Origin of the sequence: Kitasatospora papulosa, from assembly GCF_000717245.1 — a bacterium.
In the GTDB taxonomy this organism is placed as follows: Bacteria; Actinomycetota; Actinomycetes; order Streptomycetales; family Streptomycetaceae; genus Streptomyces; species Streptomyces papulosus.
This window is the reverse complement of sequence record NZ_JNYQ01000004.1, coordinates 689,405-713,459: the sequence shown is the minus strand read 5'-3', so window position 1 is coordinate 713,459 and position 24,055 is coordinate 689,405. Positions and strand designations below refer to the sequence as shown.

General features: G+C 70.7%; 24 protein-coding genes and 1 pseudogene. 13 read left to right on the top strand and 12 right to left on the bottom strand.

Going from position 1 to position 24,055, the window contains the following annotated elements:
- Positions 1 to 16 precede the first annotated feature (16 nt).
- Positions 17 to 1,720, bottom strand: a pseudogene (locus IA22_RS34110) (serine/threonine-protein kinase).
- Positions 1,721 to 1,788: 68 nt separating this feature from the next.
- Entirely contained in the window at positions 1,789 to 2,298 is a 510-nt protein-coding gene (locus IA22_RS0114455) for a hypothetical protein (protein ID WP_030123846.1), read from the bottom strand.
- Positions 2,299 to 2,538: 240 nt separating this feature from the next.
- Between IA22_RS0114455 and IA22_RS0114450 the strand changes: the two genes are divergently transcribed.
- The 9 genes from IA22_RS0114450 (at position 2,539) to IA22_RS0114410 (ending at position 12,095) form a co-directional block, all read left to right on the top strand.
- Complete coding sequence (locus IA22_RS0114450; protein WP_015578468.1) at positions 2,539 to 3,753, top strand: amidohydrolase; 1,215 nt, start codon at positions 2,539 to 2,541, stop codon at positions 3,751 to 3,753.
- Between the two features lie 205 nt (positions 3,754 to 3,958).
- Positions 3,959 to 5,014: a BMP family lipoprotein gene (locus IA22_RS0114445; RefSeq protein ID WP_014154455.1), complete on the top strand. Its 1,056-nt coding sequence runs from the start codon at positions 3,959 to 3,961 to the stop codon at positions 5,012 to 5,014.
- Between the two features lie 260 nt (positions 5,015 to 5,274).
- Positions 5,275 to 6,858, top strand: a complete 1,584-nt coding sequence (locus tag IA22_RS0114440; RefSeq protein ID WP_078468380.1) for an ABC transporter ATP-binding protein — start codon at positions 5,275 to 5,277, stop codon at positions 6,856 to 6,858.
- Positions 6,858 to 7,976 carry an ABC transporter permease gene (locus tag IA22_RS0114435; RefSeq protein ID WP_014154453.1) on the top strand — a complete coding sequence of 373 codons (1,119 nt, stop codon included), beginning with the start codon at positions 6,858 to 6,860 and terminating at the stop codon, positions 7,974 to 7,976. Before IA22_RS0114440 ends, IA22_RS0114435 begins: the two co-directional genes overlap by 1 nt.
- Complete coding sequence (locus IA22_RS0114430; RefSeq protein WP_014154452.1) at positions 7,973 to 9,235, top strand: ABC transporter permease; 1,263 nt, start codon at positions 7,973 to 7,975, stop codon at positions 9,233 to 9,235. The genes IA22_RS0114435 and IA22_RS0114430 overlap by 4 nt, the downstream gene beginning before the upstream one ends.
- Entirely contained in the window at positions 9,232 to 9,630 is a 399-nt protein-coding gene (locus IA22_RS0114425; RefSeq protein ID WP_014154451.1) for a cytidine deaminase, read from the top strand. Before IA22_RS0114430 ends, IA22_RS0114425 begins: the two co-directional genes overlap by 4 nt.
- Positions 9,631 to 9,764: 134 nt before the next feature.
- Positions 9,765 to 11,042, top strand: a complete 1,278-nt coding sequence (locus tag IA22_RS0114420; RefSeq protein ID WP_030123843.1) for a thymidine phosphorylase — start codon at positions 9,765 to 9,767, stop codon at positions 11,040 to 11,042.
- A 98-nt stretch (positions 11,043 to 11,140) separates the two neighbouring features.
- Positions 11,141 to 11,731, top strand: a complete 591-nt coding sequence (locus tag IA22_RS0114415) for a Uma2 family endonuclease (protein WP_030123842.1) — start codon at positions 11,141 to 11,143, stop codon at positions 11,729 to 11,731.
- A 19-nt stretch (positions 11,732 to 11,750) separates the two neighbouring features.
- Entirely contained in the window at positions 11,751 to 12,095 is a 345-nt protein-coding gene (locus IA22_RS0114410) for an STAS domain-containing protein (protein WP_014154448.1), read from the top strand.
- A 7-nt stretch (positions 12,096 to 12,102) separates the two neighbouring features.
- Here IA22_RS0114410 and IA22_RS0114405 read toward each other — a convergent pair whose 3' ends face one another.
- The 4 genes from IA22_RS0114405 to IA22_RS0114390 all read right to left on the bottom strand — a co-directional run bounded on the left by IA22_RS0114405 (position 12,103) and on the right by IA22_RS0114390 (position 15,592).
- Positions 12,103 to 12,414 (bottom strand): hypothetical protein, encoded by a 312-nt coding sequence (locus IA22_RS0114405; protein WP_030123841.1) that lies wholly within the window; start codon positions 12,412 to 12,414, stop codon positions 12,103 to 12,105.
- Entirely contained in the window at positions 12,411 to 13,397 is a 987-nt protein-coding gene (locus IA22_RS0114400) for a sigma-70 family RNA polymerase sigma factor (RefSeq protein WP_030123840.1), read from the bottom strand. Before IA22_RS0114400 ends, IA22_RS0114405 begins: the two co-directional genes overlap by 4 nt.
- Positions 13,398 to 13,486: 89 nt before the next feature.
- A complete protein-coding gene (locus IA22_RS0114395; RefSeq protein ID WP_015578476.1) occupies positions 13,487 to 14,194 on the bottom strand; it encodes a L,D-transpeptidase family protein in 708 nt (235 codons plus the stop codon).
- Between the two features lie 96 nt (positions 14,195 to 14,290).
- A complete protein-coding gene (locus IA22_RS0114390) occupies positions 14,291 to 15,592 on the bottom strand; it encodes an MFS transporter (protein WP_030123839.1) in 1,302 nt (433 codons plus the stop codon).
- A 62-nt stretch (positions 15,593 to 15,654) separates the two neighbouring features.
- Here IA22_RS0114390 and IA22_RS0114385 point away from each other — a divergent pair, with 62 nt between their 5' ends.
- Positions 15,655 to 16,608, top strand: a complete 954-nt coding sequence (locus IA22_RS0114385; RefSeq protein WP_014154443.1) for a LysR family transcriptional regulator — start codon at positions 15,655 to 15,657, stop codon at positions 16,606 to 16,608.
- Positions 16,609 to 16,689: 81 nt separating this feature from the next.
- On the opposite strand, the gene IA22_RS0114380 is transcribed toward IA22_RS0114385, so the two are convergent.
- Positions 16,690 to 17,448 (bottom strand): alpha/beta hydrolase, encoded by a 759-nt coding sequence (locus tag IA22_RS0114380; protein ID WP_014154442.1) that lies wholly within the window; start codon positions 17,446 to 17,448, stop codon positions 16,690 to 16,692.
- Between the two features lie 103 nt (positions 17,449 to 17,551).
- Here IA22_RS0114380 and IA22_RS0114375 point away from each other — a divergent pair, with 103 nt between their 5' ends.
- Positions 17,552 to 18,706, top strand: coding sequence for an adenosine deaminase (locus tag IA22_RS0114375; protein ID WP_014154441.1), 1,155 nt, complete (start codon positions 17,552 to 17,554; stop codon positions 18,704 to 18,706).
- Positions 18,707 to 18,840: 134 nt separating this feature from the next.
- On the top strand, positions 18,841 to 19,137 hold the full coding sequence (locus tag IA22_RS0114370; RefSeq protein ID WP_014154440.1) for a hypothetical protein: 297 nt from the start codon (positions 18,841 to 18,843) through the stop codon (positions 19,135 to 19,137).
- 74 nt (positions 19,138 to 19,211) lie between these two features.
- On the opposite strand, the gene IA22_RS0114365 is transcribed toward IA22_RS0114370, so the two are convergent.
- From IA22_RS0114365 to afsQ1, 5 genes are all read right to left on the bottom strand, one after another.
- On the bottom strand, positions 19,212 to 19,415 hold the full coding sequence (locus IA22_RS0114365; RefSeq protein WP_014154439.1) for a PspC domain-containing protein: 204 nt from the start codon (positions 19,413 to 19,415) through the stop codon (positions 19,212 to 19,214).
- Between the two features lie 91 nt (positions 19,416 to 19,506).
- Positions 19,507 to 20,082, bottom strand: coding sequence for a VanZ family protein (locus IA22_RS0114360; RefSeq protein WP_030123837.1), 576 nt, complete (start codon positions 20,080 to 20,082; stop codon positions 19,507 to 19,509).
- 106 nt (positions 20,083 to 20,188) lie between these two features.
- Positions 20,189 to 20,842: a hypothetical protein gene (locus tag IA22_RS0114355; RefSeq protein WP_014154437.1), complete on the bottom strand. Its 654-nt coding sequence runs from the start codon at positions 20,840 to 20,842 to the stop codon at positions 20,189 to 20,191.
- On the bottom strand, positions 20,839 to 22,371 hold the full coding sequence (locus IA22_RS0114350; RefSeq protein WP_014154436.1) for a sensor histidine kinase: 1,533 nt from the start codon (positions 22,369 to 22,371) through the stop codon (positions 20,839 to 20,841). Before IA22_RS0114350 ends, IA22_RS0114355 begins: the two co-directional genes overlap by 4 nt.
- On the bottom strand, positions 22,368 to 23,045 hold the full coding sequence (gene afsQ1, locus IA22_RS0114345; RefSeq protein ID WP_015578482.1) for a two-component system response regulator AfsQ1: 678 nt from the start codon (positions 23,043 to 23,045) through the stop codon (positions 22,368 to 22,370). Before afsQ1 ends, IA22_RS0114350 begins: the two co-directional genes overlap by 4 nt.
- 172 nt (positions 23,046 to 23,217) lie before the next feature.
- On the opposite strand from afsQ1, the gene IA22_RS0114340 reads away from it, so the two are divergent.
- Entirely contained in the window at positions 23,218 to 23,964 is a 747-nt protein-coding gene (locus tag IA22_RS0114340; RefSeq protein ID WP_078468385.1) for a SigE family RNA polymerase sigma factor, read from the top strand.
- Positions 23,965 to 24,055 lie beyond the last annotated feature (91 nt).

Sequence of the window (24,055 nt, the reverse complement as noted above, 5' to 3'; positions counted from 1 at the left end):
CGTGAGCGGGCGCTCCCTAGCGGTCCGCGTTCCGCCAGACGGTGAGGTCTCCCTGGAGGAAGGCGATTTCCGGGAGGGCGGTCGACTTCGTCCGGATCACGTACAGACCGATGTTGCCCTCGGAGTCCTTCATACAGATCTCGCTGCCGGCCGCCGCACCGGCCAGCGGCCAGCTGTGCTTCGTGGCGTTGCGGAGCATGAGCCGGCACATGTCGAGAGAGGTCCCGTGGCCTCCGAATATCTGGACGAACACCGCGTCATCACTCTTCAGTTCACAGCCGACCGTCTCGCAGCCGAACCGGATCTCACCCTTGCGGCTCTCCAGCTGCGGGTCCGATCTCCTGAGGCTCAGCGAGTTCTCCGCGCCCAGATGCAGCGGGGCGAACACCTCCGGCCGAGGGTCCTCGGACGTTTCCTGCGAGGCCGCCGCCTCCCCGGCGGAGCCGGCCGCGGAAGCCGAGTCGTCCCGGTCGACCGAACCGTCCGAGGAGCGGCCCGACGAGGACCCCGGTGCGGATGACGAGGAGAGTGCGTCCGGGCCCGGCGCGGAGGCTCCGGAACCGTCCGCCCTCCGGTCACCGATCCGGTTCATCGCGTCCGAGAGCGACCACGCCAGGGCCACCACCAGCAGCGCACTCCCCGTCACCCCGGCCGCCGCGATCAGCGCCGTACGCCGCCTGCGGGCCTTGCGCCGTTCCGGCGTCGGCTCCGGCTCGGGAGACGACCGAGGCCACCCGAACGCCGGCTGCGGGGAGGTCGGCGCGGACGTCGGTACCGCGGACGCCGGTACGGGCGACGGCGGGTAGGTACGGGTCGGTTCGTGTGCCGGAGCCGGAACCGCCACCTCCGGCCCGGTGATCTCCCGCCACACGGTGGGCCCACCGCCCGCGTCCGCCCCCAGCCGGTTCCTGCACCACTCGACGACCTCCGCCGGCGTGGCCCGCTCCGCCGGGTCGGCGGCCAGACACCGGGCGAACAGCGGACGCAGCGGCTCGGGCAGCAGGGACAGATCAGGTGCGGAGTGCACGATCCGGTACAGCACGTTGACGGCCTGGCCGTCGCCGTAGATCGGCTTGCCGAGGGCCGCGTAGGCAGCGGTCTGGCCGAGCGCGAAGACATCGGTGGCAGCCGTGATCTCGTCCCCGGACGCCTGCTCGGGGGCCATGAACGGGGGTGTACCGATCGTGCCGTTCGTCGCCGTGTACGAGGTTCCGTCGGCGGCCAGCGCGATACCGAAGTCGATCACCCGGGGGCCGTCGGCGGCCAGCAGCACGTTCGACGGTTTCAGGTCGCGGTGCACGATGCCCTCGGCGTGGATGGCCTGCAGCGCCTCGGCCACCCCTGCCATCAGCCACAGCACCGCGGGAACCGGCAGCGGCCCGCGCCGGTCCACCGCTTCCGAAAGGGACGGCCCCGGTACGTACAACGTGGCCAGTCACGGCGGTACGCCGTCCGGGTCGGCGTCGACCAGCTCGGCGGTGTACGCACCCCGGACCTGCCGGGCCGCCTTGACCTCCCGGCCGAACCGCCGCCGGAAACCCGGATCGTCGGCCAGCTCGGGCCTCACGACCTTGATCGCCACGGGGCGACCGCCCTGTGTGTGCGACAGATAAACCCGGCCCATCCCCCCGGCACCCAGCCGTGCGACGAGCCGATAGCCCGCGACCACCGGCGGGTCGTCGGCCTGGAGCGGTTCGAAGACATCCATCGCCTGGCTCATCAGCCCCGTACCCCCGTGTCATGCGTTGGCCAACGGCAGCAGCCTATGCGGAGCGGTACGGGCTTCGCTCAACTACGGTCCGTGCCGCGCCTGGACGGGTCGACGCGGACCCGCTGGGTGACCGGCGCGGCATCCGGACGCAGGGCGTCGGGCTCGCGCCGGGCGCGGAGCCCGGAGGGGCTCAGGCTCCAGACCACGTCCGGGACCGCGGGCACTCCCTCGTCGTCCGGGTGCCGGTCGACCGTGACGCGCGCGCACTGCACGTACCCGGTGCCGGTGCGGGACTGCAACCGGACCACGAGCCGGGAGTCACGCCATCGCGGCGGGACGCCGGACGCCTCGAAGACGCGCGCGAACGTGTCGTCGTCGACCGAGTGGAGTTCCAGGCATTCGTACCGCCTCACCAACTGCATGGAGTCGACCGCCACGAAGCGCAGGTCCAGCCGGTATTCCTCCGCGTGGTTCTTGCGGGCGCGGAGCAGCAGCTGTGAGTGGCCCACGCCGTAGGTCCAGACGTGAAAGGTCCGGTCGAACCGCTGAAGCAGGGTGGACGGCGGGCCGGGAGTGTCACTGGTCAACGGGAACGCCGTCCTTGTGGCCGATGTACGTCTTCACGGGGTGGGCCGACAGGTCGCCCGCGGAGGGAAGGGACTGTACTCCAGGGCCCCGATGCGCAGGTCCGGGACCGGCGAAAACGGGTAAGTTTACCCATCGGGTGATGCGGTCACACGTCTTCGGCCGTCTTTTGTTCCCCTGTGCGGCTGAACTTTTGTTGATCTGTGGCCAGTTGCGGGTGTCAGGGGCCTACCCTTGGATGGGTGAACCAGTTGAAGTCCCGTGCGCCCCACGCCGAGGCCGTCCTGCCCGGCGCCCTGCCCGACGACCTCCGTGCCGAGCTCATCGCGTTCCGCCGTGATCTGCACATGCACCCCGAGCTCGGCAACCAGGAGTTCCGCACCACCGCGGCCATCAAGGCGAGGCTCGAGAAGGCCGGTCTGGAACCACAGGTGCTTCCGGGTGGCACGGGACTCGTGTGCGACGTGGGGGAGTGGGACGGCGTGACCCCGATGCTCGCCCTCCGCGGCGACATCGACGCGCTGCCGATCCCGGACACCAAGGCGGGCGTCTCCTACCGGTCCACCGTGCCCGACCGGGCGCACGCCTGCGGGCACGACGTCCACACGAGCTGTGTCCTGGGGGCGGGCCTCGTCCTGAGCGATCTGGACCGGCAGGGGCTGCTGCCCCACCCGGTGCGGCTTATCTTCCAGCCCGCCGAGGAGGTGCTGCCCGGCGGCGCCGCCGACGCGGTCGCGGCCGGGGTGCTGGAAGGGGTGGGACGGATCATCGGGGTGCACTGCGACCCCAAGGTGGACGTCGGGAAGATCGGGCTCCGGATCGGGCCGATCACCTCGGCCTGCGACCGCCTGGAGATCTCCCTCGACGGCCCCGGGGGACACACCGCCCGCCCGCACCTCACCACCGACCTGGTCACCGCGGCGGCCCGGGTGGCCACCGACGTGCCCGCGCTGCTCGCCCGGCGCGTCGACGCACGGGCCGGCCTCGCCGTCACCTGGGGGCGGCTGCAGACCGGTCACGCGCCCAACGTCATCCCGCAGCACGCCGAGCTGTCCGGGACGGTCCGCTGCCTCGATCTGGAGAGCTGGCGGCAGGCCCCCGACCTGGTGCACGCGGCGATCGACGAGGTGGCCGGAATGTACCGGGCCAAGACGGTGATCGACTACGTCCGAGGGGTGCCGCCCGTGGTGAACGAGGCCGAGACCATCGGCCTCCTCGACGCCGCCATGACGGTCCGCCGCGGATCGTATGCGATCGAGGACACCGAGCAGAGTCTCGGCGGCGAGGACTTCTCCTGGTACCTGGAGAAGATCCCGGGCGCCATGGCGAGGCTCGGTGTCCGCGCGCCGGGTGACACCCGCGGACTGGATCTGCACCGGGGCAACTTCGACGTGGACGAAGAGGCCATCACGGTCGGTGTGGAGCTGTTCACCGCGGCCGCGCTGCTGGACGTCTGACGCGGTCGAACCGCGAGGCGACCCCCGCTCGGATGACCTCGCGTTTCCGCCCCGTAACCGCTTGTGACCGGCCCGGACACCTTCCGTTCGCGACGATCCGGTAACGGCTTCCGTAGGGGGGTTTATCTGACATCTACGCGCGTTACGATCGCCGCGAAACCAGCGCCGGAAGAGGCGCTTCGGTCAGGTTTGAAGGAGCCTTCCCTTGCGCCGGATCACCAGGATTGCCACCGTGGGCGTCATGTCCGCGGCGCTTGCGCTCAGCGTAACCGCGTGTGGCGAATCGTCGACCTCCTCGTCGGGCACCTCGTCCGACTCGAAGGGCGCCAAGACAGCCATCGCGTACGACATCGGCGGTCGTGGCGACCAGTCGTTCAACGACGCCGCCTACGCGGGTCTGGCCCGCGCCGAGAAGGAACTCGACGTCAAGGGCACCGAGGCCGAGCCCTCGGACGGCGAGGCCGACGCCGACAAGGTGCAGCGCCTCACCGCGCTGGCCCGCGCCGGCAACAACCCGGTGATCGGCGTCGGCTTCGCCTACGCCCCGGCCATCAAGAAGGTCGCGCCGAAGTTCCCGAAGATCACCTTCGGCATCATCGACGACGCCTCGGTCACCGGCGACAACATCGCGAACATAGTGTTCAACGAGGAGCAGGGCTCCTACCTCGCGGGTGTGGCCGCCGCCAAGGTCACCAAGACCAAGAAGGTCGGCTTCATCGGCGGCGTCGAGACCCCGCTGATCAAGAAGTTCGAGGCCGGCTTCGTGCAGGGCGTGACCGACACCGACTCCTCGGTGAAGGTCGTCCCGCAGTACCTGACGCAGCCGCCGAACTTCGACGGCTTCTCGAAGCCCGACCTCGGCAAGGCCGCCGCCCAGGGCCAGCTCGACAAGGGCGCCGACGTGGTCTACTCGGCGGCCGGCCTGGCCGGTTCCGGTGCCATCGAGGCCGTCTCCAAGGCGGGCAAGTGGAACATCGGCGTCGACTCCGACCAGTACGCGCAGGAGGGTCTGGCCGCCTACAAGGAGTCGATCCTGACCTCCGTCACCAAGGACGTCGAGGACTCCGTCTTCAACCTGATCAAGTCCGTCAAGGACGGCAAGCCCGAGTCCGGTGAGGTCCGTTACGGCCTCGACAAGGACGGCGTCGGCCTGGCCACGTCCAACGCCGCCTTCACCAAGATGACCGACGTCATCGCCGCCGTGGACAAGGCGAAGAAGGAAATCATCGACGGCAAGATCACCGTCAGGACCGCCCCGTAAGGTTCCGGTCGAACGGCTGGTTTCCCGTGGGCCCGGAGCGCGTACCGTCGCACTCCGGGCCCGTGGGGTGTCCGCCAGAAGTACCGAAGCATCGACGTACCGAAGAAGTTGTGCCTCGCAGTGCCCTGCTCGTACCGGCCCGGGAGCCCGAGTCCGGACCAGGTCGTGGACCTACGCCTTACGATTCGGCAGCACTACGCGTGTAGACAGCCCTTGGGCGCGATAACTTCGCCCCCGCCCCTGCCCCCTGTGTCCCGCTCCTGTCCGGCCAAGGAGAGTGCGTCATCAACGCGTCCAGCAGTCCCCCCGCCGTAGAACTGCACGGCATCACCAAGCGTTTCCCCGGAGTCGTCGCCAACCACGACATCGGGATCACCGTCCGTCAGGGCACGGTCCATGCCCTCGTCGGCGAGAACGGTGCCGGCAAGTCCACCCTGATGAAGATCCTCTACGGCATGCAGAAGCCGGACGAGGGCACCATCGCGGTGAACGGCGAGCAGGTCTCGTTCAGCAACCCGGGTGACGCCATCGCACGCGGGATCGGCATGGTGCACCAGCACTTCATGCTCGCGGACAACTTCACCGTCCTGGAGAACGTCGTCCTGGGCGGGGAGAAGCTGCACGGCATCGGATCGGCCGCGCGCAGGAAGATCGAGGAGATCTCCGACGCGTACGGCCTGGGCGTGCGTCCCGACGCACTCGTCGAGGACCTCGGGGTCGCCGACCGTCAGCGTGTGGAGATCCTCAAGGTCCTCTACCGCGGTGCCCGCATCCTCATCCTGGACGAGCCGACCGCCGTGCTGGTCCCGCAGGAGGTCGACGCGCTCTTCGCCAACCTCAGGGAACTGAAGGCCGAGGGACTCACCGTCATCTTCATCTCGCACAAGCTCGGGGAGGTCCTCTCCGTCGCCGACGAGATCACGGTGATCCGGCGGGGTACGACCGTCGGCACCGCCGACCCGGCGAACACCACCACCAAGCAGCTTGCCGAGCTCATGGTCGGCAGCGAGCTCCCGTCGCCGGAGACGCGCGAGTCGACGGTGACCGATGTGCCGATGCTGAAGGTCGAAGGGCTCTCCCTCGGCGCGACGGACCCGGACGGAGTCGTCCGCGAGGTGCTGTCCGGCATCGGGTTCACCATCCACAAAGGAGAGGTCCTCGGCATCGCGGGTGTCGAGGGCAACGGGCAGACCGAGCTGATCGAGGCCCTCGTCGGCATGCGTACCCCGGACGGCGGAGTGATCTCGCTGGACGGCGACGACATCTCCCGCACCCCCACCCGCAAGCGGCGGGAGAGCGGCATCGGGTACATCCCGGAGGACCGCCACCGCCACGGTGTCCTGCTGGACGCCCCCCTGTGGGAGAACCGCATCCTGGGGCACGTCACGGAGAAGCCCAACAGCCGCGGCTTCCTCCTGGACCCCAAGGCGGCCCGCGCCGACACCGAACGGATCGTGCGCGAGTACGACGTCCGGACCCCCGGCATCGAGGTCACCGCCGCCTCCCTGTCCGGCGGCAACCAGCAGAAGCTGATCGTCGGCCGGGAGATGAGCCACAACCCGAAACTCCTGATCGCCGCCCACCCCACCCGGGGTGTGGACGTCGGCGCCCAGGCCCAGATCTGGGACCAGATCCGCGAGGCACGCCGTGAGGGACTCGCGGTGCTGCTCATCTCGGCCGACCTGGACGAGCTGATCGGGCTCTCCGACACCCTGCGCGTCATGTACCGCGGACAGCTGGTCGCGGACGCCGACCCCGCCACCATCACACCCGAGGAACTGGGCTCGGCCATGACCGGCGCCGCCGCCGGTCACCTCGAAGCAGCACCGGAGGACGAGGCCTGATGAAGAAGTTCGACAAGGACCGGCTGATCCTGGGCTTCGCCGGCCCGGCGCTCGCCCTGGTCGTCGCGTTCGCCCTCAGCACCCTGGTGCTGCTCATCTCGAACCGCGACCCGTTCGAGCTGTACCGCCTCCTCTTCGAGCAGGTGTCGTACAGCGACGTACAGGTCCTGATCATCAACCAGGCCGGTACGTACTACCTCGCCGCTCTCGCGGTCGCGGTCGGCTTCAGGATGAACCTCTTCAACATCGGCGTCGACGGGCAGTACCGGCTCGCGGCGATGGTGGCCGCCCTCGTCGGGGCCAGCGTCACCCTCCCCGGTCCGCTCCAGATCGCCCTGATCGTGATCGTGGCCATGCTGGTCGGCGCGTTCTGGGCCGGCATCGCGGGCATCCTCAAGACGACCCGCGGGGTGAGCGAGGTCGTCGCGACGATCATGCTCAACTCCATCTCGACCTCGCTGATCGCCTGGCTGATCCTGCCGACGAACTTCGGCGACCAGGCGGCCGGCTCCAACAACCTCACGACCGGCGAGATCCCGGAGGCCGGCTGGTTCCCGGGCCTCCCGCTGAGCCCGGACGCCGGTGAGATCTACGGATTCACCTTCGTCGCCGCGGGCTGCGGACTCGTCTACTGGCTCGTCCTGAACCGCACCCGGTTCGGCTTCGACCTGCGCGCCACGGGCGCCAGCGAGAGCGCCGCCCAGGCCTCCGGCGTCGACGCCAAGAAGATGATCCTGACCTCGATGCTGATCTCGGGTGCCATCGCCGGTCTTGTCGGCATGCCGACGCTGCTGGGCGACACCCACACGTACAGCCTCGACTTCCCGGTCGGCCTCGGCTTCACCGGCATCACCATCGCGCTGCTCGGCCGCAACCACCCGGTGGGCATCGCCCTCAGCGCCCTGCTGATCGCGTTCCTGGACAAGGCGTCGTCCCCGCTCGACCAGTTCGGTTTCGAGAAGGAGATCGCCACGATCATGCAGGGCCTGATCGTGATCTCGGTCGTCGTCAGCTACGAACTCGTCCGGCGTTACGGGACCCGCCGTCAGCAGCAGAAGGTCGGCGAGGAACTCGCCGCCGGCCACGCCCTCACCACCGAGAAGGAGGCGGCCCTGTGAGCACCGAAGTCTCCGCCGCACGCGTCGCCCCCAAGAAGGGCGGCGGCCGACGCAGGCTCTCCCTGCCCGTCGTGCTGCTGATCATCGCCGGCGCGCTGGCCCTCGTCTCGCTGGTCCGCCTGATCAGCGGCGCGAACGACGTCACCTCCGTGGGCCAGGTGAGCGGTGCCCTGGAGCTGGCCGTGCCGATCGGCCTGGCCGGCCTCGGCGGACTGTGGGCCGAGCGGGCGGGCGTCGTCAACATCGGCCTCGAAGGCATGATGATCCTCGGCACCTGGTTCGGTGCCTGGGCCGGATTCCAGTGGGGCCCCTGGGTGGGCGTCCTGTTCGGCATCATCGGCGGTGCGCTGGGCGGTCTGCTGCACGCGGTCATCACGGTCACCTTCGGCGTGAACCACATCGTCTCCGGTGTGGCCATCAACATCCTCGCCGTGGGCGTCACCCGCTACCTGTCGAACTTCACGTTCGCCGACGCGCCGGGTGGCTCCTCCAAGCAGTCACCGCGACTCGAGGAGATCGACAAGATCACTGTTCCGGGGCTCTCGGACTGGATGCAGGACCTGCAACAACACCACTGGTTCTTCGTCTCCGACCTGGCCGGCATCATCGGCGGCCTGGTCACCGGCCTCTCGCTGCTGACCGTCGTCGCCCTGCTGCTCATCCCGGTCACCTGGTTCGTGCTGTGGCGCACCGCCTTCGGTCTGCGGCTCCGCTCCTGCGGTGAGAGCCCCGTCGCGGCGGAGACCCTCGGCGTCAACGTCTACAAGTACAAGTACATCGCCGTGACGATCTCGGGCGGCCTGGCCGGACTCGGCGGTGCCTTCCTGGCCATCGTCGCCACCAGCATCTACCAGGAGGGCCAGACCGGCGGCCGTGGTTACATCGGTCTCGCCGCGATGATCTTCGGCAACTGGATGCCGGGCGGCATGGCCCTGGGTGCCGGTCTCTTCGGCTTCACCGACAGCCTCAAGCTGCGCGGGGGTGCCGAGAACGTCCACGCGATGCTGCTGCTCCTGGCGATCCTGCTCGTGATCGTCGTGTTCTGGCAGCTGTACCGGAAGAAGTACCTGACGGCGCTGATCTCGGCGGCCATCTCCGCCCTGCTGTTCACCTGGTACTTCCTGACGGACCAGGTGCCGAGCCAGTTCGTCGACGCCGCGCCCTACGTCACCACTCTGCTCGTCCTCGCGCTGTCCGCGCAGAGGTTGCGCATGCCCAAGGCGGACGGTGTGCCGTACCGCAAGGGCGAGGGCAAGTGACGCCCGCCGCCCCCGTCGACTGGGACGCGCTGCGCGAGGCCGCCCGGGACGCGATGTCCCGGGCGTACGCCCCGTACTCGGGCTACCCGGTCGGCGTGGCCGCTCTCGTCGACGACGGTCGCATGATCACCGGATGCAACGTCGAGAACGCCTCGTACGGCATCGGCCTGTGCGCCGAGTGCGGGCTGGTCTCGCAGCTGGCGGCCACGGGCGGCGGCCGGCTGACCCACTTCACCTGCGTGGACGGCGCCGGCGCGGTGCTCGTGCCGTGCGGACGGTGCCGTCAGCTGCTGTACGAGTTCGGCGGTCCCGAGCTCGTGCTGGAGACCCCGGACGGGCTCCGTACGCTCGACGAGATGCTGCCGCAGGCCTTCGGGCCGCAGAACCTGGGGTAGTAACCCCCACCGCCACCCCGTCCCCGGGCCGGCCCGTCGGGCCCTGGGCGCGGGGTGGCGGAACGTTTTCTCTCTATGCGCGTAGAGTCAGCGGGACTCTCGCCTACCCCTCCGGCCGGAAGGACTCCCCTCCCATGGACGCCATCTCCGTCATCCGCACCAAGCGGGACCGGGGCGAGCTCAGCCCCGAGCAGATCGACTGGGTCATCGACGCGTACACGCGCGGCGAGGTCGCCGACGAGCAGATGTCCGCGCTGGCCATGGCGATCCTGCTCAACGGCATGAACCGCACCGAGATCGCCCGCTGGACCGCCGCGATGATCGCCTCCGGCGAGCGGATGGACTTCGGCGCGCTCTCCCGCCCCACCACCGACAAGCACTCCACCGGCGGCGTCGGCGACAAGATCACCCTGCCGCTCGCCCCGCTGGTCGCCGCCTGCGGTGCCGCGGTGCCGCAGCTGAGCGGTCGGGGCCTCGGCCACACCGGTGGCACCCTCGACAAGCTGGAGTCCATCCCCGGCTGGCGCGCCCACATCTCCAACGCCGAGATGCTCGACGTCCTCGACACCACCGGCGCCGTGATCTGCGCGGCGGGCGACGGCCTCGCCCCGGCCGACAAGAAGCTGTACGCGCTGCGCGACGTCACCGGCACCGTCGAGGCGATCCCGCTCATCGCCAGCTCGATCATGTCCAAGAAGATCGCCGAGGGCACCGGCGCGCTCGTCCTCGACGTGAAGGTCGGCTCCGGCGCCTTCATGAAGACCATCGAGGACGCCCGCGAACTGGCCTCCACCATGGTCGCGCTGGGCACCGACAGCGGTGTCCGCACGGTCGCCCTGCTCACCGACATGTCCACCCCGCTGGGCCTGACCGCGGGCAACGCCCTGGAGGTCCGCGAGTCCGTCGAGGTCCTCGCCGGCGGCGGCCCCAAGGACGTCGTCGACCTGACCCTGGCGCTCGCCCGCGAGATGCTCGACGCGGCCGGGCTCAAGGACGCCGACCCGGAGAAGGCCCTGGCCGACGGCTCCGCGATGGACGTCTGGCGCCGGATGATCTCGGCCCAGGGCGGCGACCCGGACGCGCGACTCCCCGTCGCCCGCGAGCAGCACGTGATCAGCGCCCCGTCCTCGGGCGTGCTGACGCGCCTGGACGCCTACGACGTCGGCGTCGCCGCCTGGCGCCTCGGCGCCGGCCGCGCACGCAAGGAGGACCCGGTGCAGGCGGGCGCGGGCGTCGAACTCCACGCCAAGCCGGGCGACACGGTGGCCGAGGGCCAGCCGCTGATGACCCTGCACACGGACACCCCCGAGAAGTTCGAGTACGCGCTCAAGGCGCTTCCGGGCTCGTACGACATCGCACCGTCGGGCACCCCCTTCACCGCCACGCCGGTGGTGCGGGAACGTATCGCCTGACCTGCGGCTTTCCCTTTCGGGTGAACGGGACCGGTGGACCACCACCGGTCCCGTTCGGCATGCTGGACTCGGTGACGCACCGATAAGAGGAGACCGCCATGAGCGCACTCACCGTCGATCCCGGGCCGGGCCACGGCCAGGACTGGGACGACCTCGTCCGGATCTGGGAGGAGACGGACGCACCCGAGGGCTGCAAGGTGGAGATCATCGAGGGGATCGTCACCGTGTCGCCACCGCCGTCCAAGGACCACAACACCACAGCAGCGCTGCTCCAGCGCAGGCTGTACACCGTCATCCCGGAGGACTGGGAGATCTACCAGACGCTCGGGGTCTCCGTGCCCGGACGAGCGGGGCTGTACATCCCCGATCTCGTCGTCCTGCCGCGGGCGGTCGCGTCCGGACCGGGCAATCGCGTCCCGGCGGAAGAGGTCCGCCTCGTCGTGGAGATCACCTCACCGGCCAACGCCAACCACGACCGCATCGGTAAGGCGCACGGGTACGCGAAGGCCGGCATCGAGCTGTTCCTCCTGCTCGACCCGTGGCACTCCGGCCGCCCGACCGCGACCCTGTACGGGGAACCGAGCGACGGCACCTACCGGCTGCTGGAGGCGGTCGAGTACGGCGGGACGCTGACGCTGCCGAAGCCCTTCGGTCTCGATCTGGACACCGGCGTCCTCCCCGTCGGCTGAGACACGGCCCGCCCGGCCGATGAGTTCCGGGCCTCTCACCGGTCTCCCTGGTGTGGACGCCATCACTCCGAACGCTCTCGTCGTCGCCGGCCGGGTCACCCGTGCCCAGGTGCCGGGGCTCTGCGCCGAACTGGAGGCGCTGCTGGCCGGAGCCCCCGGTCTCGCGGCGATCGACTGCGACGTGGGCGGGGTGACGCACTCCGACCTCGCCCTGGTCGAGGCGATAGCGCGGCTGGGGCTCGTCGCGCGCAGAGCCGGGGGCGTCCGACTGCGCCTGCGCCGTGCCCCCGCCGAACTCACGGCTCTGCTCGACCTCGTGGGCCTGACGGACGTGGTTGGCAACGTCCGGCAGGCCCGGGACTGACGGACGGTCAGCGGATCTCGGCGTGGTCGCGGATCACGGTGCGGAGGCAGTAGACCCCCTGCACATGGCCTTCCCCGTACTCACCCGGCACCTTCGCGAGCAGCGACGGATCGGTGCTCGCCGGAGGCGATGTCGCCTCCGGCGTCGGGCACGACCCCTCCGGCTGCGGCCCCGGTTCGGGGTCGTCCTCCCCGACCCCGGCGGCAGGGGCCGGGTCCGGGCCCGCCGTGGCGGACGGCTCGCCCAGCAACAGCGTCGCCGCCCAGCCACCCGCCACGAGCAGGGTCCAGCCGATCACCACGGGGCGTCGCACTCTCACGCGTCGGCATCCAGGTGGTCCGGGAGCCCGAACAGCGGGAACCAGCGCGGGGTGTCCAGGAAGCAGTGCATCCCGGTGATGGCTCCGTCCGAGATGTCGATGACCTGCACCGCCCACGGCACGAAGCCCGGTCCGTCCGGATTCGGCTTGTAGTGGGCGAAGGCCGGAGTCCCGTTGGCCTCCGTCGCCACCAGCCGGGAACCCGCGCAGCCCGCTCCGATGCTGAGCATGAAGCCGGTGATGTCGTCGTGCCCCCGCAGCCAGAGGTCGAACGGCGGCATCGTCATCACGGCGTCCTCGTGGAGCAGTGCCGTCAGCGCGGCCATGTCGTACCCCTCGAACGCCGCCACATAGCGGTCCAGCAGCTTGCGCTGCTCGTCGTCCAGCGGATTCGAGGTGTCCGGGGCCGTGCCCTCCGTGTCCGACAGCGTCGCCCGGGCCCGCTGCAGGGCGCTGTTGACCGAGGCGACCGAGGTGTCGAGCAACTCGGCGACCTCGCTGGCCTTCCACGCCAGGACCTCGCGCAGGATGAGCACCGCGCGCTGCTTGGGCGGGAGGTGCTGGAGGGCCGCGACGAACGCGAGGCGCACCGACTCCCGGGCCACGGCCGCCTCCGCCGGGTCGGCGACCGAGGGCAGGACGCGGCCGTCCGGCATCGGCTCCAGCCAGGTGTTCTCCGGGAGGGGGTTCAGCGCGGCCTGGGCCAGCGGCGTCGGTCCGGTCAGATCCACCGGCCTGGCCCGCTTGTTGCCGGCCTTCAGCATGTCCAGGCAGACGTTCGTCGCGATGCGGTACAGCCAGGAGCGCAGCGAGGAACGGCCCTCGAACTTGTCGAAGTTGCGCCAGGCACGGACCAGCGTGTCCTGGACCGCGTCCTCCGCCTCGAAGGCCGAGCCGAGCATCCGGTAGCAGTAGCCGGTCAGCTCGACCCGGTGTCCCTCGAGACGGCTGTCGATGTCCGTCGTCGCTGTCAGATCACTCATCGCTCCACCCCAGTCGCGCTGTGACACCGCTCACCGTGGAAGCTACCGCAGGGCACTGACAACCGGGGTGGGAAGCGGGAAACCGCGGCTCAGGTGCCGGGCTTGCGCCCGTAGACGTAGACGTCGTCGCCGTTCTTCAGCAGGTTCCAGTACGCCTTCGCGTCCCCCGGGCGCATGTTGACGCAGCCCGCCGATCCCGGGTTGTTGTACATGGACTTGGTGACCGAGTGGAACGCCTGCCCGCCGTCGAAGAACTGGGCGTACGGCATGCTGACGTCGTAGAGCGTCGACCAGTGGTTGATGTTGCGCCAGTAGATCTTCTTGGAGCCGGTCCGGGTCTCGTCACCGTTGCGGCCCGTACGCACCGGCACCGGCCCGAACTTCAGCTTGGACCCGTCCTGGATCCAGCTCAGCTGCCTGGTCAGGTCCACACACGCGATGCGCCCCTTGTTCGTGGGGCACTTCTTCGCGGCGTTGGGATTCTTCCCCGCGGCCTTCTGCGCGGTGATGGTCTTCATCGTGCGCCAGGTGACCGGCCCCGCGTACCCGGCGGCCGGGGTGATCCCCTTGTCGGCCTGGAAGGAGCGGATCGCCTTGCAGTCGGCGACCGACTGCTTCCCGTCGGCCGTGCGCTTCAGCCACTTCTCCGCCTGCTTCTGGTACGGCCCCTTCGCGGCCGTGCAGGAGGCTGCCTGGGCGGCCGTCCCGGTGCTCAGGACGAGGGCCGGTGCGGCCACCAGGCCGGCGACGGACAGAACGGCACCGCGCCGCACCCGTACGCCCGATATGTTCCCCATGAGTCTCATGTGCGCCTGCTCCCCTTCACGTTCGCCCAGCGGTGGTCTCCGCTTGTTGGACGCGCGTCGGGGAGCGGCGGTTGTGCCGGGGAGGTCTCAGTTGTGCACCGGTGCCGGGGACGCGGCGCGGAGACGCTCCGTCCGGGCCGCCCTGCTGCCGAAGAGGGTGATCGACAGGACGCCGAGGACCGCGAGGACGCCCAGTGCGACCGTGCCGGCCCAGCCGCCGGTGTGGAAGGCGACGGCGCCGAGCGTTCCGCCCGCGCTGGAGCCCAGGTAGTAGGCGGACTGGTACAGGGCCGAGGCCTGGGCGCGGCCCGTCGTCGCCGTGCGGCTCACCGAGGACGAGGCGACCGCGTGCCCGGCGAAGAAGCCCGCCGTGATGAGGACGAGGCCCGTCAGGATCGCGGCCAGCTGGTCGGCCAGGGAGAGCAGCAGACCCGCGGCCGTCGTGGAGACGGCGAGGTAGAGCGCGCCCCGGCGGCCGAGCCGGGCGACCAGCCGGCCCGCGGCGGCGGAGGAGACCGTGCCGACGAGGTAGACCAGGAAGATCGAGCCGACGACGCCCTGCGGGAGGCCGAACGGCTCGTCGACCAGGCGGTAGCCGATCACGGTGTACACCGCGCCGAACACCGTCATGAACAGGGCGCCGATGGCGTACAGCCGGCGCAGCAGCGGGTCGGACAGGTGACCGGTGACGGTCCTCGCCAGCGCCTTCGGGTTGAGCGAGGCGGGGCTGAAGTGCCTGGCCCTGGGGATCAGGAGGTGGAAGACCACCGCGCAGGCCACGGCGAGCAGCCCGATCGCGCCGAGCGCCACCCGCCATCCCCACAGCTGGGCGACCCATCCGGCGAGGATGCGGCCGCTCATGCCGCCGATGCTGTTGCCCGCCACGAACAGGCCGATCGCGGCCACCAGTGCCTTCGGCCGGACCTCCTCGGCCAGGTAGGCCATCGCGGAGGCCGGCAGCCCCGCCAGTGCCGCACCCTGCACCGCGCGCAGCGCGATCAGCCAGCCGATCGACGGGGCGAAGGGGACGAGCATCCCGATCACCACGGCGACCGCCAGGGAGGCCGTCATCATCTGGCGCCGCCCGAAGCGCTCCGAGAGAGCGCTCAGCGGCAGGACGCAGAGGGCCAGCGCACCGGTCGCCGCCGAGACCGTCCAGCTCGCCTGGCCGGCCGTCGCGCCGAAGGACGCGGACACGGCGGGCAGCAGGGCCTGGGTGGAGTACAGGAGGGCGAAGGTCGCGATCCCCGCGGCGAAGAGCGCGAAGCTCATCCGGCGGTAGCCGGGGCCGCCGGGCGTCAGGCGGTCCGGGACGGTGGGAGAGGCGGCGGAGGACGGAACGGTGGCGTCCAGCATGACGGTGGACGCCCCGGTACTGGCAGGAGGCATACGGCGAACGTAGACCGGGCCGTTTCATGCGTCCAATGCATGAAACCCTCATAATCGTTCCCATGGTGCATCAACCCAGCTCAGGGGCTCGGCTGTCACCGAGCAGTTACGAAGAAGACATCCGGGCCGTGCTCGCGCCACGTCTCGCGTACTTCGAGGCGGTGGCCCGTCACGAGCACGTCACCCGCGCCGCGCACGAGCTCGGAGTGCCCCAGTCGACGCTCTCGCGGGCCATGGTGAGGCTCGAACAGGACCTCGGCGTCGCACTGTTCGCGCGCCGGGGCCGCACCGTCTCGCTCACTCCGGCCGGCCGCACCTTCCTCGGCTCCGCCGAACGCGCCCTGGCGGAGGTGGAGAAGGCGGCCGACTCGGTCCGCGCCGACGCCGACCCCACGGCGGGCAAGGTCGCCTTCGGCTTCCTGCACACCATGGGTTCGGAGACCGTGCCCGCCCTGATCCGCGCCTTCCGCGCGGACCACCCCAAGGTCCGCTTCCAACTCGTCCAGAACTACGGCGAGGCCATGATCGAACGCCTGCGGGCGGGCGGCCTCGACCTCTGCCTCACCTCACCCGTCCCCGACGCCCCGGACCTCGTGGCCAGGCGCCTGGACGAACAGCGGCTGCGGCTGGTCGTCCCCGACGACCACCGGCTGGCCGGCCGCCGCCGTGTCCGCCTCGCCGAGGCCGCCGACGAAACGTTCGTCACCCTCGAACCCGGTTACGGACTGCGCCGGATCACCGACGACCTCTGCGCCGAGGCCGGTTTCACCCCCCGGGTCGCGTTCGAGGGCGAGGAGGCGGAGACCCTGCGCGGCCTGGTCGCGGCCGGGCTCGGAGTGGCCCTGCTGCCGCCGCCCGCCGTCGCCCGGCCAGGGGTGGTCGAGCTGACGGTGACAGCGCCGCGCGCGGCACGCGAGATCGGGGTCGCGTGGCTCGACGGCCACCCCGACACCCCGCCGGTGGCGGCCTTCAAGCGCTTCCTGCTGTCGCGCCGGGGCAGTCTGCTGCCCGACTGACCCGGCCCGGCGAGTCTCCGGTGTCCCGGTGGCTCGGCGCGTCGGCGTCCCGGCGTCCCGGCGGGTGAGCGCCTCGGCGGGTCAGTGCCTCAGCGACCGGCCGAAGCCCGCCGCGAGCGGCATCCGCAGCCCGAGCGGCGGCGGTGCCGCGAACGCGTCCGCCACCGGCCGGGCGTACGGCCGGCCGAACAGCGAACCCCGTACGAAGTCCGAGGCCAGGGCCGCCACTTCGGCCCGGTGCTGCCGGAGTGCGTGCCCGTCCGAGTGGACCTCGAAGCGGCAGGTGTCCCGGTTCGCCTTCTTGGCGCGCTCGGCCAGCCGGTAGGAGAGCTCGGGATCGGTCCGCGCGTCGTTCGTGCCGTGCACGATCAGCACCCGCCGCCCCGCCAGGTGCTTGACGGGCTCGGGCTCGGGTTCCGTGCCGTCCGGGAGCCAGGGGGCCATCGACAGCACGGAGCTGACGGCGGTGTGCCCGGCGCCGCGCAGGGCCGCCCGGCCTCCCATGCCGTGCCCCACGAGGCACACCGGGACGTCGCCGTAGCGCCGTACGACCTCGTCGGCAGCCCAGCGGGCGTCCGCCGCCGGGTCGGCGTCGGCGTTCCAGCCCCTCGTGCGGTAGCGCACGACGTGCACCGCGAGCCCGTCCTCCTGCCCGGCGCGTGCCAGCGACCGGGCGAACGGCAACCGGACCGCGTACGAAAGGGCGGAGGGGCGACGTCTGGAATCGCTCTCGCCGTCCGGGAGCAGCAGGACCACGCCGCTGACCTCGGGTGCTGCTCCGGCCGTGAGGACGGCCCGTCCCAGCCGGGCGGCAGGCAGGGGAAGTGCGCGCTGTGCCATGACAGAACAGTGTCAGAAGGGCAGGTGTATTCCACCTGGCTTCGCGGTCACTGTTACGCATCGGCACCCACCGCTCTACGCGCGTAGGCGCTAGAGTGCCCGAATGACGAGCCAGACCCTGAATGTCCCCGGTCCCGACCAGATCCGCCGCGCGCCCAAGGTGCTGCTCCACGACCATCTCGACGGCGGCCTGCGCCCCGGCACGATCGTCGAGCTGGCTCTCGCGCAGGGCTACGACGCCTTGCCGGAGACCGAGCCCGACAAACTCGGCGTCTGGTTCCGCGAGGCGGCCGACTCCGGCTCGCTGGAGCGCTACCTGGAGACGTTCGCCCACACCTGCGCGGTCATGCAGACCCGGGACGCGCTGTTCCGGGTGGCGGCGGAGTGCGCCGAGGACCTCGCCGAGGACGGTGTCGTCTACGCCGAGGTGCGCTACGCGCCGGAGCAGCACCTCACCGCCGGGCTGTCCCTCGAAGAGGTGGTCGAGGCGGTCAACGAGGGGTTCCGCGAGGGGGAGCGCCGTGCCCGCGCGAACGGCCACCGCATCCGCGTCGGCGCCCTCCTCACCGCGATGCGGCACGCCGCCCGCGCGCTGGAGATCGCCGAACTCGCCAACCGGTACCGAGACCTGGGCGTCGTGGGCTTCGACATCGCGGGCGCCGAGGCGGGATACCCTCCCACCCGCCACCTGGACGCCTTCGAGTACCTGAAGCGCGAGAACAACCACTTCACCATCCACGCGGGTGAGGCCTTCGGCCTGCCGTCGATCTGGCAGGCCCTGCAGTGGTGCGGCGCGGACCGGCTCGGCCACGGTGTCCGCATCATCGACGACATCGAGATCGCCGAGGACGGCAGTGTGACGCTGGGCCGTCTCGCCTCCTACGTGCGCGACAAGCGGATCCCGCTGGAGCTCTGCCCGACCTCCAACCTCCAGACCGGTGCCGCGGCCTCGTACGCCGAGCACCCCATCGGGCTGCTGCGGAAGCTGCATTTCCGTGCCACCGTCAATACGGACAACCGGCTGATGAGCGGGACGAGCATGAGCGGGGAATTCGAGCGACTGACCGAGACATTCGGATACACGCTCGACGACATGCAGTGGTTCACAGTCAATGCGATGAAATCAGCGTTCATTCCTTTCGATGAACGTCTGGCGATGATCAATGACGTCGTGAAGCCCGGATACGCGGAGCTGAAATCCGAGTGGCTGTTCCGGCAGACCGCTGTGACCAGCGGATCGTCTTCCTTCGCGGGCTGATCACGACATCGGGGGAACGGCCGGGAGCACGGAATCCCGGCCGTTTTCCGTGTCCCGGCATGTTTGCGGGAGGGATGCGCGGATGGCTACGTTGCAGAGCCGCTCACATCCCCTTCCCCAAGGATGAATTTCACATGAAGCAGTCTGCTGTCAGGACCCTCGGCGTCGCAGCTCTCGGTGCCGCTTTCGCCGCCGCCGGCGCGGGCAGCGCCTCCGCCGTCGCCGTGCCGGTCGACTCCCTGGCCGGCGCCCTGCCCGCCAACGTCGCGCTCGACTCCGTCACCGACGCGCTGCCCGCCGTGCAGAAGGCGGCCGGCGGCCTGCTCGACCAGCAGCACCGCGGCAGCGGCGACCTCTCGGCGCCCGGCACCAACCTGCTCGGCGGCCTGCCCGCCGGCGGCCTGACCGGTGCCCTGCCCATCGGCGGCTGACCACCGCACCACACACGTGGGGCGCGCACCCTGGCCGGGTGCGCGCCCCACGTGCTGTCTCCGTGGCCCGACGGTCACCAGGCCGTCGTGGCCGAGGTCCTCTCGGACGGCAGCAGTATCCACAGCGCCAGGTAGAGCAGGAACTGGGGGCCGGGAAGCAGGCACGACACCAGGAAGACGACACGCATCGTCCCGGCGGAGGTGCCGAAGCGCCGTGCCAGCGCCGCGCACACTCCACCGATCATGCGTCCGTCGCGGGGGCGGGCAAGTGCGGACATGGTGAGCTCCTTCGCGAACCGTTTCGGGGAGCAGCTCCGTCGTGCTCCCGTATCTCCACAGTGCCCCCGCGAAGGGGTGCAAAGCATCGCTCTACGGGGCGATACCGACCCTGGTAATCGTCGGGGTGGACCCCTGAGGGCTCTCGGCCCGGACCGGCCGGGTCCCGTTCGGGATCCGGTACAGGTCGCCGGCCCCCGCCCGGTTGCCCCGCCGCAGCCGGGACCGCGACAGCGGGACGACCAGCAGATGGGCCACCGCCACACCGACGGTGTTCAGCAGGAGCGAGTCGACGTCCACGACCTGGCCCGGCACCCCCGTCTGCGCCAGCTCGATGGCCATGGAGATCAGCGCGCCGGCCGCGACCGTACGGGCCAGCGAGGCCCACGGGGAGACCAGCAGCCTGCCGCCGGCCATGGGGAGCAGGACGCCCAGCGGTGCCAGGAGCAGCAGGGCCTCACCGATACGCCGCGACGCCTCGGCCGGGCCCAGGGCCAGGTCCGCCCTGATCCCGGCGAACGGCTGGAAGTTCGCGGCCGTCATCCAGGGCACGTCCAGCGGGCGCAGCGTCAGCCAGCAGACGAACAGAAGATGCACGAGGAGGAGGACTACCCCCGCCGCGCGGAAGCGGATGACGGCCGGGCCGTCCGAACTGTGACGCACGTCCACCAAGACGCCACGACCGGCAGGATCGGTTCCGCCCGCTTCGGCGAAGGGTCTGTGACGAGCGGCACGGACACCCCGGCACCCCGGGCGGGGGTGGCGCGAAGGACCCTCAGGACAGCTCGACCGCGCCCAGGGTGGGCACCTCGCCGGGCCGGGTCTTCGTCTCCGACGTGCACAGATAGCCCCGCGGGGCGTACTTGCCCGGCCCGCCGAGCAGGACCGACCCACCGGATCCGAGGGGCTCGTTGTCCGCGTAGGAGCACACGAGCTGCGCGAGCGCCTCGGCCGGGAGGTCGTCCGGCTGCTCGCTGAGCCGCAGTGTCCCCTCCGGGTCGCCCTCGCGCGCGTCGGAGACCCGCAGTCCCGTCGGCACGTCGGTGGAGAAGCCGGCCCGCCGTTCGTCGGGGTCCGGAACCCGCTGCAGTTCGCTCAGGAGGGCCTGCGCCACCAGGACGGGGGCGGACCGCGACTCGTCGATCTCGACCGTGCGCTCCACCGTCACCAGCTGGGAGGCGCAGACCAGGTAGACCCGCACGGCGACACTCTCCGCCGGCGGCGCGGTCGTGTCCGCCGACCCCGTCCGGCACGGCATCCGGGAGGGCGCCGCCCCGGCGTCCACCGGGACCGAGGTGCTGCGGATGCCGCAGCCCGTGGCCAGCGCCGCGGCGGCCACCACGGCGGCCAGCCCGGCAAGAGCCCTGCGGGGCCCCCGCACCGGCCGGCTCCCGCGCGGGGCGCCGTACGCCCCCTCGCTGCGCGTCACTTCGAGCCGCCCTTCTCGTCGCGGTCCGGGTCGTCCGACCCGGGGGCGCCGGTCAGCCCCTCCGCGTCCCGCGGGAGCCGCAGCACGAACACGGCACCCTGGCCGTCCGGAAGGTTCGACGCCGTGATGTCACCACCGTGGATGTGGGCGTTCTCCACCGCGATGGACAGCCCGAGACCGCTGCCCTCCGACCGCGGCCGCGAGGCGCTCGCCTTGTAGAAACGGTCGAACACATGGGGCAGGACGTCCTCGGGGATGCCCGGACCGTGGTCGCGGACCTCGATGACCAGCTCGTCCTCGTCGGTCCGTACGGACACCCGCACCGGCGAACCGCCGTGCTTGAGGGCGTTGCCGATCAGGTTCGCCAGGATCACGTCGAGCCGGCGCGGGTCCAGCCGCACCATGATTCCCCGTTCCGCGTCCAGATCGACCGCGTCCAGCCAGGCGCGGGCGTCGATGCAGGCGGTGACCTGGTCCGCGACGTCGACCGTGTCCAGGACGAGCCGTGCCGTACCCGCGTCGAAGCGGGTGACCTCCATGAGGTTCTCCACCAGGTCGTTCAGCCGGCGGGTCTCGCTCACCACCAGGTGCACGGCCGGAGCGATCATCGGGTCCAGACTGTCCGCCTCGTCCTCCAGCACCTCCGCGACCGCCGTGATCGCCGTCAGCGGGGTGCGCAGTTCGTGGGACATGTCGGCCACGAATCGGCGGCTCGACTCCTCCCGCGCGCTCATGTCCGCGACCTTCTTCTCCAGGGAGCTCGCGGCCTTGTTGAACGTGTGCGAGAGATCGGCGAGTTCATCGGTGCCGGAGACCACGAGACGGGTGTCGAGCTTGCCCTCACCGAGCTTGCGCGCCGCGTCGCCGAGCCGCTGCACCGGCCGCAGCACGGTCGTCGCCGCGGCCTGGGCCAGGAGCGCCGAGCCCACCAGCGCCAGCGCCGTCGCGATCCCCAGGGACCACGCCAGTGAACTGAGGTCCTCACGCTCCTGGTCGAGCGACTTCAGCATGTACCCGGCGGGCCCACCGCCGATGATCTTCGTGCCCGCCACCAGATAAGGCGTGTTGCCCAGCGTCGTACGCTGCCAGAACAGGTGGTACTCAAAGGTGTTGGCCGAGGTCAGCGGCTGCTTCTTGTTCACCTGCTTCTGCAGCGAGGCGGGCACGTCGGCCTTGGTGAACGCGTCCAGGTCGGACGAAGCGGTGACGGGCTTGCCGTCACGGCTGCCGATCAGCAGCACGTGGTACCCCGGCCCGCTGTGCGCCATCTGCTCGGCGGTGTCCCGCAGATCCTCCGAGCCCGGCTCCAGCGGCAACGCCGCCGCCCGGTTCTGCATCTGACGGCGGAAGTCGCCGAGCGCCGTGTCCTGCGTACGCGTCAGGACCGCCTCGCGGTTGAGCCAGTACGCGATGCCCGACGCGGACACCGCCGCCGTCAGGGCCACCAGCGCGAACACGATCAGGAGCCGCAGCCGCAGACTGGTCCAGCGAAGACCCGCGAGTACGGAACGTTTCGCGGAACCACTCACTGAGGCGAGTCCAGCCGGTAACCGACACCGCGCACGGTGCGGATCAGGGTCGGCGACGAGGGCACGTCCTCCACCTTCGCCCGCAGCCGCTGCACACAGGCGTCCACCAGCCGGGAGTCACCGAGATAGTCGTGCTCCCACACGAGGCGCAGCAACTGCTGCCGGGACAGGGCCTGTCCGGGACGGCGGCTCAGTTCGAGCAGGAGCCGCAACTCGGTCGGCGTGAGCTGCAGGTCCTCCCCGTTCTTGGTGACGGTCATCGCCGAACGGTCGATGACGACACTTCCGAACGTCGCCGAGTCCGTGGACTCCCTCTCCCCGCGGCGCAGCACCGCGCGGATACGGGCGTCGAGCACCCGACCCTGCACGGGTTTCACGACGTAGTCGTCCGCGCCGGACTCCAGTCCCACCACGACGTCGATGTCGTCGCTGCGCGCGGTCAGCAGAATGATCGGCAGCTGGTCGGTGCGCCGGATCCGCCGGCAGACCTCGAAACCGTCGATCCCGGGCAGCATCACGTCCAGCACGACCAGGTCCGGCCGCTGCTCCCGGAGCAGCTCCAGGCCGTCCTCTCCCGTCGCCGCGGTGGCCACACGGTGGCCCTGGCGTGACAGCGAGAGTTCGAGGGCTGTACGGATGGCGTCGTCGTCCTCGATCAGCAACAGGAAAGGCACGTCGGCCATTCTGACCCATGGTGGTGCCACGTTTCGACAATCCCCCCGACTTGATCGGCCGACATGCCCTGTGACAGCTCTGTGACAGTCGGGGGACAGCGCCATGAAATCGCCCCGGCAAGCTCAATGGCACACGGAACGAACGGACTCCACCGATGGGGGGCGCCAGATGATGAACGCACTGCACAGCAGCACCTCAAGCGCAGTTGTCACACGCCTTCACGACGTCGGGAGGAGCCCGGAGAAGTCCGGTGCCGCGGGACGGGGGCGTGTGCGTGGCGCCGGGCGTCCGCACTCGTCGTGTCTGACGAGGGTCGACGCGCCCACGGGGGAGGACGGGGGAAGCGCGTACGGGGAGGGCTCGGGGGACCGGCCGCTCCAGGACCGGGCACAGGACGCGGAATCCGCGTTCACCGCCTACGTCCAGGAGCGCCGTGCCTCCCTGTACGCGACCGCCTACCACCTGACCGGTGACCGGTACGAGGCCGAGGACCTGCTGCAGAGCGCCCTCTTCTCGACGTACCGGGCCTGGGACAGGATCAGCGACAAGGCCGCGGTCGGCGGGTACCTCCGCCGCACCATGACCAACCTGCACATCAGCGCGTGGCGCAGGCGCAAGCTCAACGAGTACCCGACCGAGGAGCTGCCGGAGACGGTCGGCGACACGGACGCGATGCGGGGCACGGAACTGCGGGCGGTGCTCTGGCAGGCGCTCGCGCGGCTCCCCGAACTCCAGCGCACCATGCTGGTCCTGCGCTACTACGAGGGCCGTACGGACCCGGAGATCGCGGCCATACTCGACATCAGTGTCGGCACGGTGAAGTCGAGCATCTGGCGGTCGCTCCGCCGGCTGCGCGAGGACGAGGTCCTCAGCTTCGGCCGTGACGAGGAGGAGTCCTTCGGCGAGCTGGTGGCCTGAGGTCTACGGGGGAACGGGGTACGGGGGAAAACGGGGGAAAGGCCGCGGCCTCGGGGGAGGCGGCGGTACGGGGGCAGCACGCAGCGGGGGC